Here is a 21,151-nt window from a genome sequence, read left to right as displayed (position 1 = left end):
CAAGCTCCTTTTAAGAGGTGCGTTTGGGATCTAAAGCGTCCATGATGCCATCTCCTACCAGATTAAAACTCATAACCGTTAAAAAAATCATCACCCCAGGGAAAACAAGCATCCAAGGAGCGGTAGCGATGTATTGCATGGAATTCATCAGCATCGCTCCCCATTCGGGTTTGGGAGGTTGGGCCCCAAGACCTAAGAAGCTCAGCGCGGCCGCTTCTAAAACCGTGGAAGCAAAACCCATTGTCGTTTGCACGATCAAAGGGATAATGCAATTAGGGAAGATCACCTTACACATCAAACGAAGATGCGAAGAACCATTGATTTTAGAAGCGATCACGTATTCTTTTTCTTTTTCGCCTAGCACGGAACTGCGCACCAATCTTGCAAACCCAGGAATCCCCACAAACCCAATAGCGAGCATGGCGTTAGTGAGTGAAGGCCCTAACACCGCAACCACAATCACGATCAATAAAATGGAGGGCAAAGCGAACATGATGTCCATGATACGCATGATAATTGCATCCGTTTTCCCTCCAAAATACCCCGCTATTAGCCCTAATATCGTGCCAAAAAAGACTGCAATCCCCATAGAAACAATCCCTATGGTTAAAGAAATCCTGGCCCCATAGATCAAGCGGCTCAAAATATCGCGCCCCAAATCATCGGTGCCTAAAAGGTATTTAGCATTCCCCCCATGCTCCCATATAGGCTTTAAAAGACGATCTTGCGCGTTTTGGACATAAGGATCATGCGGAGCCAAAAGGGGTGCAAAAACAGCGCAAACCACCAACAAAAGCACAATCCATGCACCAACCACTGCCGCCTTATTTTTTTTGAATTGTTGGATAAACTCTCTAAAAGACTCCATTATGACAACCTTATTCTAGGATCAATAAAAGCGTATAAAATATCCACCAAAAGATTAGCCCCAATATACATCATGGCAATAATCAAAGACATGGACTGGATAATCGGGAAATCGCGCTGGTTGAGTGCATTGACGATCCACTTACCAATCCCAGGCCATGAGAAAACCGTTTCAGTTATCATGCTCCCCCCTAAAAGCCCGGCCAACATCAAGCCTGCGATAGTCGTTACAGGGATTAAAGCGTTACGCAAAGTGTGCACAAAAATCACCCTAAAGGAGCTACACCCCTTAGCTTTAGCGGTGCGCACATAATCTTCTTTAGACACTTCTGCCATGCTCGCGCGAGTCATCCTCGCAATAACAGCGGTAGAAACCGTGGCTAACACAATGCTAGGCAAAATCAAGTGCTTAATCGTATCCACAAACGCCCCATAATCTCCTGCGATCAAGCTGTCTATCAAATAAAGACCTGTGGGGCCATCTAAATAATACACATCGCTCAAACGCCCAAAAACAGGCAACCACCCCAATTGCACGCTAAAGATATAAATCAGCATGAGCCCTAGCCAAAACACCGGCATAGAAATCCCGGCTAAAGCGAAAGTCATGCTAGAATAATCAAACACGCTATAGCGTTTGATCGCGGCTAACACGCCAACGCTAATACCCAAAACAAGAGCCATAAACAGAGCGATCAAAGCTAATTCCACCGTAGCCGGGAAGCGTTGCCAAAACTCATGCATCACAGGCTCACCGGTCATGATAGAAGTGCCAAAATTGCCATGCAACACATTATTGATAAAGAAAAAATACTGCTCTATCAAGGGCTTATTCAAGCCAAATTGCTCTCTTAAAGCGTCAATAGCGGCTTGATTGGCCTTTTCGCCTAAAATCACTAACGCCGGATCTCCTGGCACTAAATGCACCATCATAAACACGATAATGCTCACTCCAAACAGCGTGGGGATCGCCCATAAAATACGCTTAATGATAAAACTCAGCATACAACCCCTTTCATTTTTCTAAATACACCTTAAAGAAGCGATTCACATTCACTCCAGTCGTCTTATAACCCTTAACTTTAGACAAGTGCGGCACCACCGAATAAGGATAAGCTAAAGGCACATAGGGCGCGTCTTTATGGATAATTTCTTGAGCCTTTAAATAAAGGGCTTCCCTCTCCTTTTGATCCGAAACGCGCTTAGCCTTTATGAGCAGATTGGAAAACTCCTTATTTTTATAAAAGGAATGGTTTTGAGTGGGTATAGCTGAGGCGGCTTGCTCGCTCCATAAGGTGTATAAGAAATTATCCGGATCCGCAATGTCTGCCATCCAGCCTGAAAACGCCATTTCATGCTCGCCCAGACCCGTTCTTTTCAAATAAGCCCCCCACTCATACACTTCAATTTTCACATCAATGCCAATTTTAGCCAAGCTCGCTTGTATGAACACCGCTCCTTTTGGGTTACGAGTGGCAGTGGTAAAAATAGTGGTTTTAAAGCCGTTAGGATACCCCGCTTGTTTCAACAACTCCTTAGCCTTTTTCAAATCGTATTCGTAGGGTTTGATGTTGTAGTTATAACCCCATATGGTGGGCGGGAAGGGATTGACCATTTTTTGAGCAAAGCCTTCATAAAGCACTTTGATGTAATCATCTGCATTGATCGCATGGTTGATAGCCAAACGCACCAAAGGGTTGTTAAAATACTTTTTTTGCGTGTTCAACGAAAGCCAACTCGCCAACAACCCAGCGCTTTTGTCCACCACGATATTAGGGACTTTTTCTAATTGCTCCACTTCATTGAGGTTAGGCCCGGTCATGAGCATGATTTCGCCGGTACGCAACGCTAAAGCGCGAGTGGAAGAGTTAGGAATGGTGCGCACCACCACCTTATCCAAATACGCTTTAGGCCCCCAATAATCTTGATTTTTTAAAAGAATGATTTTTTCATCTTTATTCCACAAAAAGAATTTGAAAGGCCCTGTCCCAATAGGTTTTTTAGCCAACTCGTCTTTTTTATTATTTTGAGCCAAATAATCAGCGTAATCCTTACTCAAAATGCTCAAAAAGTCCATGCCCAAATTCGCTAAAAACGGGGCTTCTGGCCCATTAAGCGTGAATTTAATGGTGTGATCATCTAAAGCTTCAATGCTCTTAATAATATGAGACATGCCCATGCCTTCCCAATACTTATAGCTTTTAGCCCCCGGGCTATAGTATCGTTTAGCTTTATCCATTTGGCGTTCAAACGAAAACAGCACGTCTTTAGCGCTAAACTCTACTTTTTTATTCCAATACTTCGTCTGGTGGAAATAAACCCCTTTGCGTAAATGAAAGGTATATACAAGACCATCTGGGGATATTTCCCAGCTTTCCGCTAATCCGGGTTCAATTTCTGTGGTGCCGTATTTGAATTGCACGAGCGTGTCATAAATATTGCCCGTTGCCACATAGCTTTCGCCATCAGTCACTAAGGCCGGATCCATGCTCGAGCCATCAGCGCCTCTAGCAAAAACTAAAACGCCTCCAAAACGCTTTTGCTCTTCAACAGAAACATTTTCTTTAGATGGATTAAGAGTGGCGTTTGAGCTTTCTGAAGCTTTCAAAAAAGACCCAAACAATAAAAGAAAAAAAAACAAACCCTTAACAAAAACATTATTCATAAGCCAATCTCCACAACAAATTCTATAAAGGATAGAGATCTAAATTATAAATATTTTATAGCGTTTATAGGTGTTTCACAAACACCTAAAGGTTTAATTGACCTTTAAAGGTTACCCTATTCCCCAAAATTTTGACTAACCACAGAAACCTTCTTGCGGTTTCTGTCTTTATGCTCAAACTTCACAACGCCATCTATAAGCGCGTATAAGGTATGGTCTTTCCCCATGCCCACATTATTACCGGGGTGGATTTTAGTGCCTCTTTGGCGCACGATAATATTCCCTGCTCTCACAAACTCTGAGCCAAATTTTTTCACGCCTAAGCGTCTTCCTGCAGAATCTCTGTTATTCTGCGTGCTCCCTTGACCTTTCTTGTGTGCCATTGTTTAATACTCCTTTATGCTACAATTTTAGTGATTCTCACACGAGTGAAATCTCTTCTAAAACCACGCTTGGTTTTGCTGTCTTTGCGGCGGCGTTTTTTGAAAGTGATGACTTTTTTGCCGCGCCCTTCATTGATCACTTCCGCTTCAATTTTAGCCCCATTCACAAAGGGTTTCCCAAAAGAGAGTTTGCCCTCTTTGGATACGGCTAACACTTCCACTAATTCCACTAAAGCCTTAGGCTCTTTATTCATTTTATCTAGTAAAACAATATCGCCTTCAACGACCTTATATTGCTTACCGCCATGCTTGAATATTGCGTATGACATTTCTATTCCTTAAAAATTGAACGCTCTTTTTAAAATAAACGCTTATTATAGTGAGTATTTGCTAAAATTTAACTTTAAATTGAGATTAAATTCACATTAAAAGAATTTTTTTACTCAAAAACACCCCATTTAACCCACCATCATTACCCCGCATTGCCTCACTCAAACCATTCATGATTATTATTAACTTGTTTTGGAATACTTTTAGCTTGTTTGTTAAAAAACCAATAAGGATTTGATCATGCGCGTTACCTTTGGCTCAAAATACAACCAAATGAATAATTATCAAAACGCTTTACAAAATAAAATCAACGACGCTAACACGCAGATCGCTTCAGGGCTAAAAATCCGTTATGGTTATCAAAACAGCGACATTAACAACCAGAATTTAAAATTCCAATACGAAGAAAACACCTTGGATCAAGGCATTGATGTGGCCCAAAACGCTTACACTTCAACGCTCAATACCGACAAAGCCTTGCAAGAATTTTCTAAAACGATGGAGGCGTTTAAAACCAAACTCATCCAATCCGCTAACGATGTGCATTCAGAAACTTCTCGCGCCGCTATCGCTAACGATTTAGAACGCTTAAAAGAGCATATGATGAATGTTGCTAACACCTCCATAGGGGGGGAATTTTTATTTGGGGGCAGTAAGGTGGATAGACCCCCTATTGATAGCGAGGGGAAATACCATGGCAATGGCGAAGATTTAAACGCGCTTATTAGCTCTGATAACCTTGTGCCTTATAATATCAGCGGGCAAGATTTGTTTTTAGGCGCGGATAAAGACAAACACAAGCTCATCACCACCAACATTAAATTATTCAATCAAAACAAGCTCCACCCTGATGTGATGGACGCTTTAGAGCATTCTTCATTGCCTGAAGAAGTTTTTATCAAACCCGGTGATACCTTGCGAGAACTCATCGGCGATAACGATAAAGACCCCACCAATGACCCTAAAGAGTTTTTTTATTTGCAAGGCGTTAGGCCTGATGGCTCTAGTTTTAAAGAAAAATTCGCGCTCTCTAAAGCCTATCAAAACAAAGAGAGTGCCTCTAAAGTGAGCGATTTGTTGGATAAAATCGGTCATGCTTACGGGAACACTTCGCAAAATAAAGTCGTGGATGTGAGTTTGAATAATTGGGGGCAAATTGAGATTAAAAACCTAACGCCCGGCAGTGAAAATTTGGATTTTCATTTGATTTCTAGCGATGGGGATTTTGACGATTTAGACGCTTTGCGTTCGAGCGGAAAAAGGGTTACTGAATATGTCAAAAGCGCGTTTGTAACGGATAGGAGTTTGAGTCAAGTTAAAGCGGTACCTAACATGTATAATCCTAAAACGCTTGAAATCCCTAGCGTGTTTATCACTAAAGACAATGTTTTAGCCAACAAAAACACTAAATTGAGCGAGATTTTTGGCGATAGCGTAGAAACTTTAAAAATCAATGCTAGCCGTTTGGACGAAACAAGCGCTATTAAAATCCCAAACCTCCCTATTAATTTGGATATTCCCATTCTTTTAGACGTGAAAAACTCTACGATTAAAGATTTGAAAGATGCGATTAAAGAACGCTTCAATAATGAAGTGGATGTGGAAATTGCAACAAACGGGCGTTTGAGAATCATTGATAATTCTTCTAAAGAATCGCCTATTTCTTTTGTTTTAAGCACCCTAGATCAAAAAGGGCTAGAAGTAGCCGGCATTCCTACTAATAACGCGAGCGAATACCAAAAAACCTATTTCAATAAAGAAGGGGCAAAATTAGAAAGCAATGTCGCTCAAACCGCTCAAAATGGCGCGGCTAATGGCTCTACCAAACTGAGTGAGGTCGCTAAGGGGAGTTTAGAAAATAGCGTTTTTAACATGAAATTAAACGATGTGAATGGCTTATTTTTAAAAGCGCAAATGAATTTGGATCCTAATGGGGCTTTTTTGAGTTTGCCTAATGGCATTAAAATCCCGCTTTATGACCCCACAAGTGCTGATATTCAAGCGTCTAAACCCAATGAAGTAACTTACAGGCAACTTATGGATGCGATGAGTATCGCACTCAATTACAGCAATACTGATCCTACAATCTACCAACAAATCAGCGATAACCCCACTTCAAAAGAAAGCAAGGAGCGCTTTATTGAATTGTTAAAACAAGCTAAAGACAACCTTTCTGTTAATTTGAATGAAGAGGGAAAAGTCATTATCCAAGACAACATGCATTCAAACACCAAAATGCAGTTCATGCTTTTTGATAAGGACTCGAATGATTTTTCTCAAAACGCCTTGCACAGCGACAAACCAAGCCTTAAATTAAACGCCAATAACGCTCTCATTATTGACAAGCCCAGCGTGAATTTTTTTGATCAATTAGAAAATATTATCACTTCTGTAAGAAAAGGGATTTATCGCCCAGACGCTTTAGGGGATACTTATTCTAGCGACATGCGTAATTTAGGCATTCAAAACGGCATCACCCTTATAGACCACTTGAGCGATCACATAGAAAAAATGATCGCTAAAAACGGTGCTCATGGTAAGGCGTTTGAGAACATTATCAGGCGTAATGAAGTTTTAAAAACGCAAGTTCAAAGCATTCGTGGGGAAACGACCGGCACGGATATGGCAGAAACTTACAACAAGTTTTCCAATCTCACTAACAATTATAACGCTGTTTTGGCTTCCACGAACAAAATCAATAATTTGTCTTTAACGAAATACTTGTAATCTTTTGATGGTTTTTAAGCGTTCTTAAAAGAGATATTAAAATGGCTTTTAAGCTTCTATGAATCCCCCCTCCTTTTGCCCTTTATTTCGTAGGCAAATCGCCTACAGGACAAGCGGCCACACCCACGCTTGGGCGAGTGATTTTTTCTACATTTTCTTGAGCTTTTTTGGGGTCATTAACCCAAGTTTTATAGAACTCAAAAGGGCATTCCGCCACACCCTTATCCCCATCGCCACTAGCAAAAACCCCACTATAACCTCTGTGTAAGAGTTTGAAGAGTTGGTTTTGGCTTTGGTCGTATTTCCTCGCATCACGGATTTGTTGCACGGAAAGTTGAGCGTATTGAAGACCATTTTCTTCTTCCCCGCATTCGCCCAAAGTATGCCCGTCAAAACCAATAATGCTAGAATGCCCGAAATAGGAATACACCCCATCAAAGCCGGTCGCATTCGCTACCGCTACATAACATTGATTAGCCCACGCCATGGCTTTCACTATCGCAATTTGTTGCTCCTTAGCCGGATACATGTAACCTTGACAGCGCACAATGAGTTCCGCCCCACGCATCGCGCAATCGCGCCAAATTTCAGGGTAGTTCCCATCATCGCAAATGATCAAAGAAACTTTCAAGCCCTTAGGCCCATCAACCACATAAGTTTTATCCCCAGGATACCAGCATTCAATAGGGCACCAAGGCAAGATTTTGCGGTATTTTTGCACGATCTCACCCTTATCATTGACAAGAATCAAAGTGTTATAGGGATTCTTTTTAGCTTGCTCATGTTTTTCCCCAGTCAAAGAGAACACTCCCCAAACCTTGTTTTTCTTACAAGCCTCAGCAAGGATCGCAGTTTCTTCTCCAGGAACGCTTGCGGCTGTGTCAAACATTTCTTGTCTGTCATACATGATCCCATGCGTGCTGTATTCGGGGAAAATAATCAGATCCAACCCGGGCAAACCCTGTTTGACCCCACCAATCACCTTAGCGATATTGCGACAATTTTCCAACACTTGTTCTTTAGTGTGGAGTCTAGGCATCTTATAATTAACTACCGCCACACCCACAGTATCTGGGCTGCTACTAATATCTCCATGTCTCATGTCATACTCCTTGTTCTTTAATGAGAGTTCCTACAAACCCTCTATTTGAATTTATAAAATAGTTGTGTAAATAGATCTATAATGAATATAAAAACTTTAATCATTATGATTATTGTGGGCGAGTTTTAACTTTTTTGCTCTATTTAGTAACCCATTTCTAAAAATGAGGTTTTAGCCGCTCTATTTTATGGTTATTTGATTTTCACTTCCACTAATCCATATAGTGCATTGATACAATAGATTTTATCCGCTCTTTGCAAGTCTTGCAATTTTAAAGGGGCATGCCCAACAAGACCCTTTTTTAACAATCCCATCACACCCGTCCCGTTTAACGCGCCCGCACTAAAATAAGGGGTTAAAAGCCTGTTATGGATTTCTAAAATGAGATTGCTCCTAGCGCCCTCAGTGAGTTCCAAATCCTGGTTATAAAAGATTTCATCAAAAATAACGCCTTTTTTAATGAGCGCTCGAGCGTTTTGATAAAAAGGGGCATAGGTGGTCTTATGGTATAAAAAATCATTGCACTTATCAATGGGGGCTTCACTCAAACGAATTTCTAGGCTTTTTAAAGGCTCTAAGGCTTTGTATTCTTTAATGAGCTTGCCCTTTTTATTGAGCAAAACCCTTAAAACCCCTTCTTTTTCTAATTCAAAGTCTAAAAAATTTTCATCGTATTTAAAGTTAAAGTATTGGGCGCTACTAATAAGGCGTTCTTTATGGGCGTTTTTATTGTTAATCTCTAATTTTTGATCCCTTTTGATAATTTTCATCGTCTCTACAATCTCAAATTCTATTTTGGGCATCACAAAAAAGGATTTTAAAAAGCTCTCTTCATATTCCTTTGAGACTTTACTTTGATAAGTTACCCCACTCCCTACCCCCAAATGCAAAAAATCTTCGCACGCTCTTTTTTCTAAAGTGCGGATAGGCACGCTAAAAAGGGCTTTTTTTTCTTCAACCATGCCTATCGCCCCGCAATACACCCCCCTAGGGCGTTTTTCTAAACTTTCAATGATTTGCATGGTTTTGATTTTAGGGCATCCGGTCACAGAGCCGCAAGGGAACAACGCCTTAAAAATCTCAAACAAACTGGTTTTTAGGGGCAATTTTGCTTCAATCTCGCTTATCATTTGATACACGCTCGGCAAGCTGATGATTTCAAACAATTGATTGACTTTCACGCTATTTTTTAAGGCCAAGCGGCTCAAATCGTTACGCAATAAATCCACAATCATCACATTTTCGCTTCTGTTTTTGTCATCATTTTGCAAAAACAATCGGTTTTTTTCATCTATTAAGGGGTTTTTTGAGCGCGCGATCGTGCCTTTCATGGGTTTTGTAATAATCTTAATCGCTGTGTCCAAAAACTCTAATTCAAAAAACAATTCCGGCGAAAAGCTTAAAACACTCCCAAACTCATTTTCTATAAAAGCCTTAAAAGGCGTGTTTTGGTTGTGTACCACTTCCTTAAAAACGCGCTTTGGTTTGGCTTTGGTGTTTAACAATAATTCCATTGTCAAATTCACCTGATAGGTATCGCCGTTTTTAAGACGCTCTTTAACGGCTTTAAACTGCTTGAAATAAGTTTTTTGATCTAAAGGGCTGTGGATTTTAGGGTAAAACGCATGCTCTTTTAAAGGCTCTAAAGAATATTTTTTTCTTTCTAAAAATTGTTCAAAATACAAAAAAGGGGTTTGGCTTTGAAAAGTTTCATCTAAAAACGCTAAACGCGCTTCGTATAAAAGATACCCTACAAAATACCCCTTCCCCCTATTTTGAGAGATGAAATCCAGGGCGTTTTTAAGCTCATTAAGATTAGTAGCTGTGAGTTTTTTAACGCTTTTTTGATATTTAAAATCCCCAAAAATCATTTAATTTCTAGCAACCGCTTCGTATTTGTCTATCAAAAACACCGGGTTATAGCTCATTTTAGACCTTCTCAAACCCTCTAATCCCAGATCTTCTTCTCTGTTAGCGTAAGTTAAATGGCTAAATTCATTCAAAAGCAATTGTTGGTTGATGATCTGATACGCGCCTGCAATATCTGTGCGGGCTTTTTCAATGTGAATGAGCGCGCTCTCTTCGTTTAAAACTTCTCCAAAACTAAACGAGACTATTTCCCCATTAACCCTAATAAGCCCCCCCTTTACATCCAAGCTTTCATAATTTTCTAAAACGCTTTGAATGCCCTTATTTTCATTGATTAGCCCTATATCATCTGTCTGGCTTTCTAAAAACCACGCTTGAAAGACCTCCAAAACTTCCTTTTTATTTTGAGGAGAAATTTTTTCATAAACAAAATTCGCATAGTTGGTTAAAAACTGGTTTAGGTGGTTTTTTTTCTTATGGTATTTTTTCCCTTTGAGCGCGATTAGTTCTTCAATAGAATAAACATAATCGCTCCTGTCTCGGTTGTAAGTGAAATCAAACACCCCTACAAAATTGTCTTTTAAATCGTCTCTTTGCTCTAAGGTCAGGGAGTGGAATCTTAAATTTTTTTCTAATTCCAAAAGCTCTTTCACGCATTCATGCGTATTCTTACCGATAGGGTAGAAATAAAAGGGTTTTTGATTTTCATAAGTGGTTTGAATGACCAAACAATCCTTAATCACCGCCACTTGAATGAGCCTTGCGTGTTGCCATAAGAAGCAATTGGTAAAACTCACATCCGATAAAACGATTTTTTGAGCGCTTAAAAACCTTGAAAACAAGTCCTTATGCGCTAGGGTGATTTTTTCAAACATAACAGCTCTCTTTTATTTTTTTAACTCTTTCAGGGCGTTTTCTTGAAATTTTCTAGAAATCTTAAAAACCTCTGCATAAAAACCCGTAAGAATTTCTTCATTCAAATGCTTGAAATCCCTTTGGCTGAGTCGTTTTAAAATTTCTCGCTCTCTTTTAGGGCAATAAATGGGGCTTTCTTGTTTGATGAGAGCAATTTTTAAAGCGATTTCTAAGCGTTTGTCTAAAAGATCGCTCAATTCATTATCCAACACATCAATTTCAGCCCTTAAATTTTCTAAAAGACTATCCAAATTCTTTTGCATCTAATCAAACCCCTTTTAAGCCTTCTTCTTCTAGCCGCCATAAATCTTCTAAAGCCTCTCTTTTTCTTATCACTCTGATTTTGTGATCTTCTAGGGCTAATTCTAAGAGTTTGGGGCGCGAATTGTATTGACTGGCCATGCTAGAGCCATAAGCCCCAACCTTTTCTATGACTAATTTATCGCCTGGCTCTAATTCTGGCAAATTGGCGTCTTTTAAAAAAGTGTCGCTGCTCTCACACACAGGCCCTACCACATCGCAAGGCGAGATCTTACGCCCCTTAGAGGGCGTTATAACCCTTATGGCATGCTTAGCATGATACAAACTCGGGCGTAAAAAATCATTCATGCCCGCATCCACAACCACAAAGCGCTTGTTTTGAGCCTTTTTTTCATACAAAACCTGCGTGATCAATTCCCCACTCTCAGCCACGATGGATCGGCCCGGCTCACAAATAATGGTCAAATCCAAGCCTTGAAGCGAATTTAAAATCCCTTGCGCGTAATCATAAAGCTTAATCGTTTCTTCATTTTCATAGCTCACACCAATGCCTCCTCCCACATCAAAAAAACGCAAATCTATCCCTAGCGCTATCAAAGATTTAGCGATTTTAGCCACCTTTTGGCTCGCTTCTATAATCGGCTCTAAATCTAATAGCTGTGATCCGATATGAAAATGCACGCTAACAGGCTCTAAAAACGCGCTTTTTTTAGCCCAAAGAAACATTTCTAAAGCTTCTTTTTCTCCCACGCCAAACTTGTTTTCTTTCAAACCGGTAGAAATATAGGGGTGCGTTTTAGCGTCAATGTTAGGGTTGATTCGAATGGAAATCCTAGCCTTTATCCCTAAAGATTGAGCGATTGTTTCAATCGTTGTTAATTCCATAAAACTTTCTACATTCAAAAATAAAATGTTGAGTTTTAGGGCTTGTTCTATTTCAAATCCGCTCTTACCCACCCCGCTAAACACGATCCTATAAGGCTTGATCCCGGCTTTTAAAGCCCTATGTATCTCACCTATGGAAACGCAATCCGCCCCGCTCTCTAAATGCGCCAATAAAGAGAGGATACTCAAATTGGAATTCGCCTTTAAAGCGTAGCAAATCAAAGATTTACGCCCCTTAAACGCTTCTTTATAATTCAAAAAAGCCTGTTTGATTTTGTCAAAATCATAGAGGTAAAAAGGGGTTTTGTGAGTTTGAAACAGCTCTTCATAATTCAACATAGAAAAACCTAACTATAAAATTTGAACGAAGCATTATAGCAAAAAAGCTAAAACGCCACTCGCATGCCCACATTCCCGGTTATATTAATGTCTTGGTATTGCAAGCCCATCTTAAGCCCCACCCCCGCATTCACATACACCAAACGCCACAAATGCATTTCGCCCCCTGTAATCACGCTCGCAAAAGTGTTAAAAACTTCCCCCTTGCGATACAATAAAGTGTTTTCACCCACAAAACGCACCGTATTGTCGCCTTTAGATTTGATCAAAAGATCCCTACCCAATCTCGCCGTTACAAAATAATAAGAATTTTTACCAAAATATTTACGGCTCTCCAACCCCATGTTAAGCGTTAAAACCGATTCGTTAGAGGGGTTTGAATGCATGAGAAATTGTTTGTAAGCGGCATCATTCATTTTGCCTTTCATCCCACTTAGGCCTATGAAATGATAGCTCAAGCCCACTTGAGGTTTTAACACCACGCTTTTTTGCTTGAACATGAAATCATAGCCGTAATTCCCGTTCACGCTCGTTGTCCAGGTGTTGTAGTTGTAGCGCTGGTTCAACACAGAAAGCAAGGAATTAGAAGAATTGATATTACTCGCATTGCCCCCATAAGTTTCATTCGCGCTCAAAGTGAATTCGTTTCTTTTTAAAAAAGCCCTCGCATACATCCCCACATCCACATTATTAGCCAAAGAATGCATGATATTCCCATTAAAACCGCTATACCCATAAGCCACATAACCCCCAAGGATCACATTTTTAACCAACCGATCATAGCCCACATTCAAGCCATAAAGCGTGCCATTGCCCCCAGAAATAAAGCTCGCTCCCCCAATCCCTTGAACCCAAAGGTTATTTGGGTGTTTGTTGGGTTGTGAGTATTTGACAAAAACCTCTCCAGGGTTAGGATCGCTAAAACGCTTGTTTTTAAGCTCTAACAAGCGTTCAGAAAAATCAGACTCTCCCTCTCTAGATCTAAAATCAGAGAGTTTCGTTAAACGGCTGGTTTGTTGGGTGTAACTCGCCAATTCCAAAAGGTTGGTAGCGTTATTCCTAACATTAGGGTTAGAAATCAAGCTTGCGGTGTTTAAAAGATCTTTAGCCACGCCTAAGATTTCATGCAAAGAGTGGTTTTTTAAATAAATCGGCGCAAAAAGCGGGTTTTCTTTAGTTTCCATCATCAATGTTGAAAGCCACTTGATAGCGTTATTCCCCCCAACAGCTTCAATTTGATTGAGCGCGCTTTGCCCTTGAATGCCCACAATGTAATCTTGTAAAGTAGGGGGGGTAAAATCCATCACTTTATCGCCGTAAGACATTTTAATCTGGTTATGAAGGACAGAAAGGCTTAAAATGTTGTTTTGATGGGCGTTGTTTGAGCTAGGCAACGCTACGCTTAACAATAACCCCTTATCTTGCAACAAAACCCGTTGGCCCAAATAAGTCAATACGCCGTTTTTTTCCTCTATGCGACTCCCGTTGATATTGATTAAGGTATAGAGATTCAAATACGATTGCAAGCTGTTAGGGTTGATATTGTAATCAATGTAACGGCTGCTTTTCAATAAAGTGTAAGTCGTGTTATTCGCCATGCTGTTATTGACATTCATAAAAGGCGTTTGGGTGGTGTTGAGATTAATGATCCCTTCTGCTTGAATGAGCGGCGTTGGCGTTTGAATATTTTCTAAATTAAAATCGATCGCTCCAAAATTATTCAAAGCCCCCCCCACTTCTAACCCATAAATCCCAGTGCTTAAAGAAGCGTTTGAAGCGATCGTTAAATTTTGAAGCACCTCTATTTTGCGCGTGGCGTTGTTGTTAAACGCCCCTTGAATGTTTAAATTATTGGCCATAAAGCTGGCGTTTTTTTCTAACACCGCTTGATTGGAAATAGTGAGATTGTTAGCTTGGAATTGAGCGTTATTGTAAAGATACAGGTTTTTAATGTTTGCAGAGCCTTTAATCTTTGAAAAATTCACCACCCCATTAGCGTAAATATTGCCTGAAAAATTGAAATCATTCGCCGTAACCATCAAGCTTTCATCGTTATTGTTCAAGGCGATTGGCGCGTTATTTGACGCGTTACTAGAAGAAGCGCCATTTGCACTTTGGGCGCTAAGAGTGCAAGGGTTTGCAATGTTAGCTGCAGTTGGATCGCTTTGTTTCACACAACTAGCGTTGATAAACAGATTGCCTTGAGACACAGAAACATTGTTATTAGCAGCATTAATCTTAAGGCCGTTGCTAGCATCAAGCGTAGTGATATTAATGTTAGAAACTTGATTAGACAATAAATTGAGCGTTCCAAAATGGTTAGTGAAAGCGATATGATTGTTTCCGGCAAAAATGAGCGAATTTCCTGCGTTAAAACTAAGCACGCCTCCATTGGCGTTAGAGAAAGTGGAATTTTGCACAAAAACATTGCCTTGCGCGTTGAAGTTAAAATCCCCTTTTTGCCACACTTGACTCAAACCATAGGGAGCGAAAAGCCCTTTTTTACCAAGATTAGGCATCAAATCCCCCAAGCCTTGTTCATAAATAGGCCCTAAACCTTTAGCCGCTAGGACTTTGTCTAAAACGCTTTTAATCTGCTGGTTTTGCAGCAAGCTTTCTAAAGAATTGAGCGTGTCTTGGCCTAAAAATTCGCCAATCATTTGTTTGCCTAAAGCCACTACATCGTTTTTTAAAGCGTTGCTCGGTTTGACAATATCTTGCAACACCACGCTTATGACTTGCCCTATATCGTTAGCGGAAATAAAGCCGGTGATCTGATTGAACAACCCTTTTTTACTCAATAAATCATTGATGGACATGCTCCCTATAAGCTTTTCAGGGTTTTGCAAATCAATGCCCCCTAGTCCGGCTAATCCCCCCACTAGCCCGGTCCAAAAGCCTAATTTTTGTCTGATCAAATCCTTAATCGCCGTGTTCAAACCGCTATCGTTCATGAGGTTATCAAAATTATTCTGCCCTAAAAGCTGGCTTAGGGTTTGATTTTTTTGTTCAGGCGTTAAATACCCCCCAATCACACTACCACTCCCTAGCGTATTTACTATCAAATTCCCTAATCCCCCGGCTTTATTAATGGATTGCACCGCCACTTCGCCCAAAATATTAGCGAGCCCGGCTTGATTGAAAACCTTATTGATGCCCTCTTGACCTAGCATGCTAAAAATCCCATCGGTTTGCGAGCTTACGATATTCGCTTGGTTGAGAATGAGCGAAGTTTGGCTGTTAAAAGTTACGCTAGCGCTCCCCCCAGTCCCCCATGCGTTCCCACTCCCTAAAGTGCCGGTAAGATAAATTTCTTTAGCGTTAAAAGTCGTGTCAATATAGCCCAAATCAGCCGAGCTGGACTCCAAAAGCTGCCCTAAATAAGTGCCTCTAAATTTTTGGCACACAATGTCGGTGTAATCGCAAGGCTTTTGATAGCCTAATCCCCCAAAAACCACCGCACTATTGGTGTCTGTTTGCCCTATTTTAGTCGCTCCTACAATCAAAGTGCCGTTATTGAAATTTTGCACGACCGAATTGTTTGCGTTATCAATCAACTCGTTAATGTTTTTCCAGTCGTTAGGGGTGATGAGTTTGGTGAGCTGGTTTAGCGCATCGCCTTTTAAATCGCTCAAACTTGAAAGCGAAAAATCATTCCCTAATATCTTTTTGATTTCAGGGTAGAGTTTGAGCGCCATTTGGCCTAACGCTTTGATATTACTGAAATTATAGCCCTTGTTATAGACATGTAACGCACTAATAGGGTTGCCTTGCGCGTTATAGGTTTGCGAGATGACAGAAGATTCAGAGGTTAGATTGTTATTTTTCGTGGTGTTATTACTGCCGCTGGCTTGATAGGATTGGTTGGGGTTGTAATAGCCTTTCACGCTGCTCGTGAGATAAAACACGCCTTCTGCATCATCGCTATAAGAATACACACCATTAGCGTTGTTATAAACTTTTTGGTAGTTAAAAATTTCAGAGCCAATGTTATAGAGCGTGTTTTTAATGCCCGGGATTTGAGAGAGCGTAACGCTCAGTTGGTTATCTTTAAAGCTCTCGGTGATTTTTAGGGCGTTATTAAGGGGGTTAGTGAAACTATAAGTTTGGTTTTTAGCATCATAAATCCCATCACTGATACGCATGCCAAAGAAGCTGATACGCTCATACCAATTATCATTCATGTCCGCTTGAATGATGTTATACACACGATTTTTATTATCGTTTAGATCGCTTAGTAAATCAATGTTAGCGATATTCAAGCTCCCTTGATCGCCAAAAACAAGCTGGCTGTTTTTCAAATTCAGCACGCTGTTATTGTTAGGGTTTAAGAGGTTGCCTCCCAAACTCAAGGGCGCTTTAATATCAAGGGCTTGATGGAAAGTGATGGGGCTTTGAGAAAAAGCGTTATCATAGAAATTAAACGCCGTGTTAGAAGCAATAGCACTAGAGCCTTGAAAATCTAAAGAAGAGTTATTGCTTAAATTAAACTGCCCTCCTAAAGAGACCGCTCCCTTAAACACGATAGAGGAATGATTCAAACTCGTAGTAATATTCGCTGAATTGAAATTGGCTGCTCCGTTAAAATTAAGGTGAGAGCCATTACTCGCAATCAAGCTCGCATAATCGTTGATCGTGGCGTTATTGGAAACATTAATGGTACTTTGGTTGAGGTTGAGCGAGCTGGTGTCGTTCACATTCAAATCGCCTTGAAGTTCTAAGGTTGAATGGTTACTCGCATTGATAGAGGCGTTTTGAGAAAGACTGATCGCATTGGCTTTAATACTGCTTGTCCCCACTGAAACGCTTAAATTGGAATTATCAAACAACACGCTTTTAGCTTGCATTTGATACAAACCAGAGCTTAAATTCGTGCTGTTGGTGAAACTGATCGCATTAGTGGCATTGAATTTAAAAACAGATTGCGTTTTCCCCACATAGCCCCTAAAAGAGCTGTTAGAAAAATCCAGATTCAAAGCGTTGAAACTAAAATTAGGGTTGCCGCCATTTTGCGCGGTATCGTCTATAAAATAGGAGTTTTGAGCCTGAATGTTCGCGCTGTTAGAGACAAAATTCATAGACGAGCTTTGCGTCCCAGCGGCGCGGTTATACAGAGTCGCGTTCGTTAAAAGAATGCCTTGAAGCCCGTTAAAATTAAGACTTGCACCCCCACCGCTAGAAATGCGATTCCCGCTTTCAATGCTGCCGGTAATGTAAATCTTTTGCGCTTCATAATGCCCTGTGATAAAGCCTATGCATTGCAAATTCCAGCAATGCCCGCTCGCATCATTACTCCCTGCTCCCTTATTGTCCCCAAAGCGAATGATCACATTAGACTGCGGCGCATCGCTCGCACTCGTCCATATATTTTTAGCCCCAAAAACGATCGTGCTGTTTTGCCCGGTGAATGTTTGAGAAAATTCCGCCTTAGTGAATAGAGTTTTCCCGCTCGCATAAAAATCAATGCTGTTGTCGTAATAGTAAATGGTGTTGTTTGAATTCCCTAAATTATTGTTATAGCTATTAGGCATGTAGGTCATAAAACCGAGAGTGTTTTGATAATACAAACGATCCGATTTTTCCATATCCATATAATCAAACACCATGCTAACGCCCAAACGCCGGATAGAAATGCTGTTTTGTGAAAAAACCTCTTGGAAATTATAAGTTTGGTTGTTGAAAGAATACACCACATCATAGACGCCATTACCCGCGCTAGAGACGAGTTTTTCACTGCTTGCCCCATGCCCTTGGTAGTTGATGAGCTGCCATAGATTTTTACTGAAAGCGTTGTTGTATTCAATTTCTTTAGAAGAGCTTACAAGGGTGATAGGGTTGCCATTTGTGATAGCTTCACCAATATTAATCACCGAATGAGCGCTAAAAACAATCGTCCCATCGCCAAAAGACAAAGGAGCGTTCAAGTTTTTTAAAGTGATGTTATTGAGAGTAACCTGCCCTTTCACGCTCGTGTTCGTAGGGCCATTAAATACCACATTATCAAAGGTTGCATTCCCTGAAATATTCACAGAGCCGGTATTGTTAAAATTAGCGTTATTTTGAGAGCCATTAGTAGAGTTCCCAAAAACAGCGTTCCCGGCGATTTGCAAATTTGAATGAGCGTTAGTGAAATCCCCCACAAACGAAGTGGTCGCATTAGAATTATTGAAATTAAAAGAAGCGCTGTTGTTAAAGTTAGCGTTATTGAACGAAGCGTTTTTTGCGCTAATCTCAAACGAACCGCTATTGAACTGGTTGTTATTTGAAAAATTCAAGCTATCACCGCTGAATTGGTAACTCCCTCCATTAAAGTTGGTGTTTTCAAAAGTCGCTTGCCCTGCATTGAAAATGAATTTCCCGTCTTTGGCTTGGTTAGTGAAAGTGGTGCCATACACTGAAAGCTTGCCGTTAGCGTTTAGACCATTCAAATTCTGCGAATTGTCCATGTTTTGCGTGGAAAAAGTCATAGAGCTTGAATAGATTCCGGCATTATGCTGCGTGATGGTAGCGTTAGCGATATTGATACTATCTACCCCATTAAAGACCAGATTGGCTGCCCCACCCGTGCCTATACGATTGCCAGAACGCAGATTCGCTGTGATATAGACATGATAAGCGCTATAAGTGCCGTTAGTCGTGCCTGTGCATTGGTAATAGGGCCAAGGCCCGCAATGCCCATTAAGAGCGCTCCCTGAAGTGTCCCCAAAAGACACCGTGTCGCTAGAAGAAACGCTATTTCCAGTCCATGTTGAGTTATACCCGATCACCAGATTGCTATTACTCGCGCTAAAGGTCTGTTTGAACGAGTTAGTGTAACTCCCCCATATTTGAACGCTCGGCAAGTAATAAGTCCCGCTCTCTGTAAAATTTTGAGATTTGGGGATGTAATATTTATGATCATACCAAGGCATGTCAGCATTGATATAATTTGAAGCGGACAAGTCAAATTTGGAGCCGTTAATGACAGGGGGTGGCGTGTAAGTCCCGCTCTCTAAAGCTTGGATAATAATGGAATTAGGGCCAAAAGTTTCTTGCAGTTTGTAGATAGTATCCCCTATTTTGTAGCCCACTTGATAGACTTGCGTAGAGTTTGTAGAGGATTTAGAGGGCGAAGAGTCAGTGTTTTTAGATGTTGCAGCGTTTTCATTCAAAAGCTGTCCGGTAACCCCATCATAAGTGATCATCTCCCACAAACCTTGAGCGAAACTTTGCGGATCTGAAGAGCTTTCGCTCGTTTTTAGGGCGTTTGTCAAGCTGTTGAGCGCATGGTTTAAAAGACCGCTATAAGTGATCCCACCGCTAGAATTTAAAATCGTTACACTATTTTTATCCCCTAAACTTGTGAGATTGAAAGTCGTCCCTTGAGCGAGAGTGATTTTAGAACTCCCAAAATCAAGGGTTGAGCCATTGTTCAAGTCATTTTTACCGCTTAAAGTAACGCTACCGGTAACACTCATGTTGTTTGTATCAACAGAAGTGTTGAATGTCGTACTGTTAAAACTCGCATCTTTTTCTATGGTGATTTTACCGTTATTGTTAAAGTTAGCGTTATTAAAGGAAGCGTTTTGGATTGTTAATTGGTGGTTTGAATTGTTAAAGGCTTGCTGGAAAATTACAGAACCCTTAAGAGTGGTAGTGCTGCCGCTAAAGGAGCTGTTTTCAAACACCATTTGGGGGTGCTGAGCGCTGTTAGTTGGATTAGTTTGGTTATTAAAAGTAAAAGTCCCCCCATTAAAGGAGCTGTTTTGGAAAGTGGCTTGATTGTCAAAAGTATAGGAAGCATTACTAAAATTCGCACCATTAAAAGAGCTTGTGCCTTTAAAAGTAAAACTACCTCTATTAAAGGCGGTGTTATTGGTGGCTCTAAACTCTTTATTGAAAGTATAACTCCCCCCATTTAATTTCGCCCCGCTAAAATTAGCACTCTCTTCAAAAGTGAAACTGCCGCTTGCATTGCTAAAGGTCGTATTAGTAGCGCTAGTCGTCCCTTTAAAAGAATAGCTAGGCCCAGAAGTGGAGCAATTAGCCCCTACGCCCACACTAGCTAAAGAACTGCAAGTATCCCCACTTAAAGAAACCGAATTAATGGTAATAACGCTGTTAGCATTGCCTATATTCACTTGCGAAGTTTTATACGCGCTGATATTAGAATTGATATTGACTTTATTAGCGTTCAAGTTTAAAGTGGCTGTGCCGGTGTGCGTGCCAGCTCCCGATCCCACACGATTGCCCACTTCTAAAGTGCCGTTTAAATTGATTGTGCCAACATTAAAGCTTACATCATCTTTGCCTTGATTATAACCTTGATACGAAGTGAAACTATTAGAACCGCTTAAATCTAAAACAACGCTATTGCCTAGATTGATCGTGAGATTGCCCCCAACATAATTGGTAAAACCGCTTAAACTATAAGTCCCCGTTTCATTCCCAGTGCCAACAGAAATAGCTTGATAGTTTTGAGAAGATAAATAGTTAGCGGCATTTCCAGCATCATAGCCTTTATGATTTGCCCCCCATACATTTTTTAAACACCCTGCAAATTCCCACCATGCGCAATACTGACTGCCCTTAACCCAATGCACATACTCACCCCCCACTTTTGGGTTTAACAAATCCCACAGATTATTATTCGCATACACCCCACTAGCAAACCCGCCAATCAGTAAAGGCATAAGCCATAAAGGACGCTTTAAGATTGTTTTTTGATTTTGATGCGATCGTTTTATACTTTTTGGTTTCTTTTTAAACTTTTTCATTAAATGCCACCTTCTCATTTCCTAGATAGTAACTAAAAATCCTCCCCTTTAA

General features: G+C 40.6%; 12 protein-coding genes. 1 reads left to right on the top strand and 11 read right to left on the bottom strand.

The features are described 5' to 3' along the window. Positions 1-10 precede the first annotated feature (10 nt). The 5 genes from HG567_RS01430 to rplU all read right to left on the bottom strand — a co-directional run bounded on the left by HG567_RS01430 (position 11) and on the right by rplU (position 4,244). Complete coding sequence (locus HG567_RS01430) at positions 11-868, bottom strand: ABC transporter permease (protein WP_000443384.1); 858 nt, start codon at positions 866-868, stop codon at positions 11-13. After that, positions 868-1,872, bottom strand: a complete 1,005-nt coding sequence (locus HG567_RS01425; protein ID WP_000947996.1) for an ABC transporter permease — start codon at positions 1,870-1,872, stop codon at positions 868-870. The genes HG567_RS01430 and HG567_RS01425 overlap by 1 nt, the downstream gene beginning before the upstream one ends. 10 nt (positions 1,873-1,882) lie before the next feature. Then, entirely contained in the window at positions 1,883-3,532 is a 1,650-nt protein-coding gene (locus tag HG567_RS01420; RefSeq protein WP_202139911.1) for an ABC transporter substrate-binding protein, read from the bottom strand. A gap of 116 nt (positions 3,533-3,648) precedes the next feature. Next, positions 3,649-3,915, bottom strand: coding sequence for a 50S ribosomal protein L27 (gene rpmA / locus HG567_RS01415; protein ID WP_000940602.1), 267 nt, complete (start codon positions 3,913-3,915; stop codon positions 3,649-3,651). Between the two features lie 14 nt (positions 3,916-3,929). Beyond that, complete coding sequence (gene rplU / locus HG567_RS01410; RefSeq protein ID WP_000119333.1) at positions 3,930-4,244, bottom strand: 50S ribosomal protein L21; 315 nt, start codon at positions 4,242-4,244, stop codon at positions 3,930-3,932. 241 nt (positions 4,245-4,485) lie between these two features. Here rplU and flgL point away from each other — a divergent pair, with 241 nt between their 5' ends. Continuing rightward, positions 4,486-6,972 carry a flagellar hook-associated protein FlgL gene (gene flgL / locus HG567_RS01405; RefSeq protein WP_202139910.1) on the top strand — a complete coding sequence of 829 codons (2,487 nt, stop codon included), beginning with the start codon at positions 4,486-4,488 and terminating at the stop codon, positions 6,970-6,972. Positions 6,973-7,054: 82 nt separating this feature from the next. On the opposite strand, the gene HG567_RS01400 is transcribed toward flgL, so the two are convergent. The 6 genes from HG567_RS01400 to imaA form a co-directional block, all read right to left on the bottom strand. Beyond that, positions 7,055-8,074 carry an aliphatic amidase gene (locus tag HG567_RS01400; protein ID WP_001215715.1) on the bottom strand — a complete coding sequence of 340 codons (1,020 nt, stop codon included), beginning with the start codon at positions 8,072-8,074 and terminating at the stop codon, positions 7,055-7,057. Positions 8,075-8,265: 191 nt separating this feature from the next. Continuing rightward, the gene (locus HG567_RS01395) at positions 8,266-9,945 is read right to left on the bottom strand and encodes a bifunctional chorismate-binding protein/class IV aminotransferase (RefSeq protein ID WP_202139909.1); all 1,680 of its coding nucleotides are present in this window, start codon (positions 9,943-9,945) and stop codon (positions 8,266-8,268) included. Continuing rightward, positions 9,946-10,818, bottom strand: a complete 873-nt coding sequence (locus HG567_RS01390; protein ID WP_202139908.1) for a DUF2156 domain-containing protein — start codon at positions 10,816-10,818, stop codon at positions 9,946-9,948. A gap of 12 nt (positions 10,819-10,830) precedes the next feature. Further along, positions 10,831-11,121 carry a chorismate mutase gene (locus HG567_RS01385; RefSeq protein ID WP_001171433.1) on the bottom strand — a complete coding sequence of 97 codons (291 nt, stop codon included), beginning with the start codon at positions 11,119-11,121 and terminating at the stop codon, positions 10,831-10,833. Between the two features lie 4 nt (positions 11,122-11,125). Then, positions 11,126-12,343, bottom strand: a complete 1,218-nt coding sequence (gene lysA, locus HG567_RS01380) for a diaminopimelate decarboxylase (protein WP_202139907.1) — start codon at positions 12,341-12,343, stop codon at positions 11,126-11,128. Positions 12,344-12,390: 47 nt separating this feature from the next. Then, positions 12,391-21,099: an immunomodulatory autotransporter protein ImaA gene (gene imaA, locus HG567_RS01375; protein WP_202163871.1), complete on the bottom strand. Its 8,709-nt coding sequence runs from the start codon at positions 21,097-21,099 to the stop codon at positions 12,391-12,393. Between the last annotated feature and the right edge of the window lie 52 nt (positions 21,100-21,151).

Source organism: Helicobacter pylori, from assembly GCF_016755635.1.
Lineage (GTDB): Bacteria > Campylobacterota > Campylobacteria > Campylobacterales > Helicobacteraceae > Helicobacter > Helicobacter pylori_CQ.
This window is presented reverse-complemented; position numbering and strand designations above follow the sequence as displayed.

Bases quoted from the DNA above. Each gene is read 5' to 3' on its own strand.
- HG567_RS01430 (WP_000443384.1), bottom strand. From the start codon at position 868: ATGGAGTCTTTTAGAGAGTTTATCCAACAATTCAAAAAAAATAAGGCG.
- flgL (WP_202139910.1), top strand. From the start codon at position 4,486: ATGCGCGTTACCTTTGGCTCAAAATACAACCAAATGAATAATTATCAA.
- rplU (WP_000119333.1), bottom strand. From the start codon at position 4,244: ATGTCATACGCAATATTCAAGCATGGCGGTAAGCAATATAAGGTCGTT.
- HG567_RS01400 (WP_001215715.1), bottom strand. From the start codon at position 8,074: ATGAGACATGGAGATATTAGTAGCAGCCCAGATACTGTGGGTGTGGCG.
- lysA (WP_202139907.1), bottom strand. From the start codon at position 12,343: ATGTTGAATTATGAAGAGCTGTTTCAAACTCACAAAACCCCTTTTTAC.
- HG567_RS01425 (WP_000947996.1), bottom strand. From the start codon at position 1,872: ATGCTGAGTTTTATCATTAAGCGTATTTTATGGGCGATCCCCACGCTG.
- HG567_RS01390 (WP_202139908.1), bottom strand. From the start codon at position 10,818: ATGTTTGAAAAAATCACCCTAGCGCATAAGGACTTGTTTTCAAGGTTT.
- HG567_RS01385 (WP_001171433.1), bottom strand. From the start codon at position 11,121: ATGCAAAAGAATTTGGATAGTCTTTTAGAAAATTTAAGGGCTGAAATT.
- HG567_RS01420 (WP_202139911.1), bottom strand. From the start codon at position 3,532: ATGAATAATGTTTTTGTTAAGGGTTTGTTTTTTTTTCTTTTATTGTTT.
- rpmA (WP_000940602.1), bottom strand. From the start codon at position 3,915: ATGGCACACAAGAAAGGTCAAGGGAGCACGCAGAATAACAGAGATTCT.
- imaA (WP_202163871.1), bottom strand. From the start codon at position 21,099: ATGAAAAAGTTTAAAAAGAAACCAAAAAGTATAAAACGATCGCATCAA.
- HG567_RS01395 (WP_202139909.1), bottom strand. From the start codon at position 9,945: ATGATTTTTGGGGATTTTAAATATCAAAAAAGCGTTAAAAAACTCACA.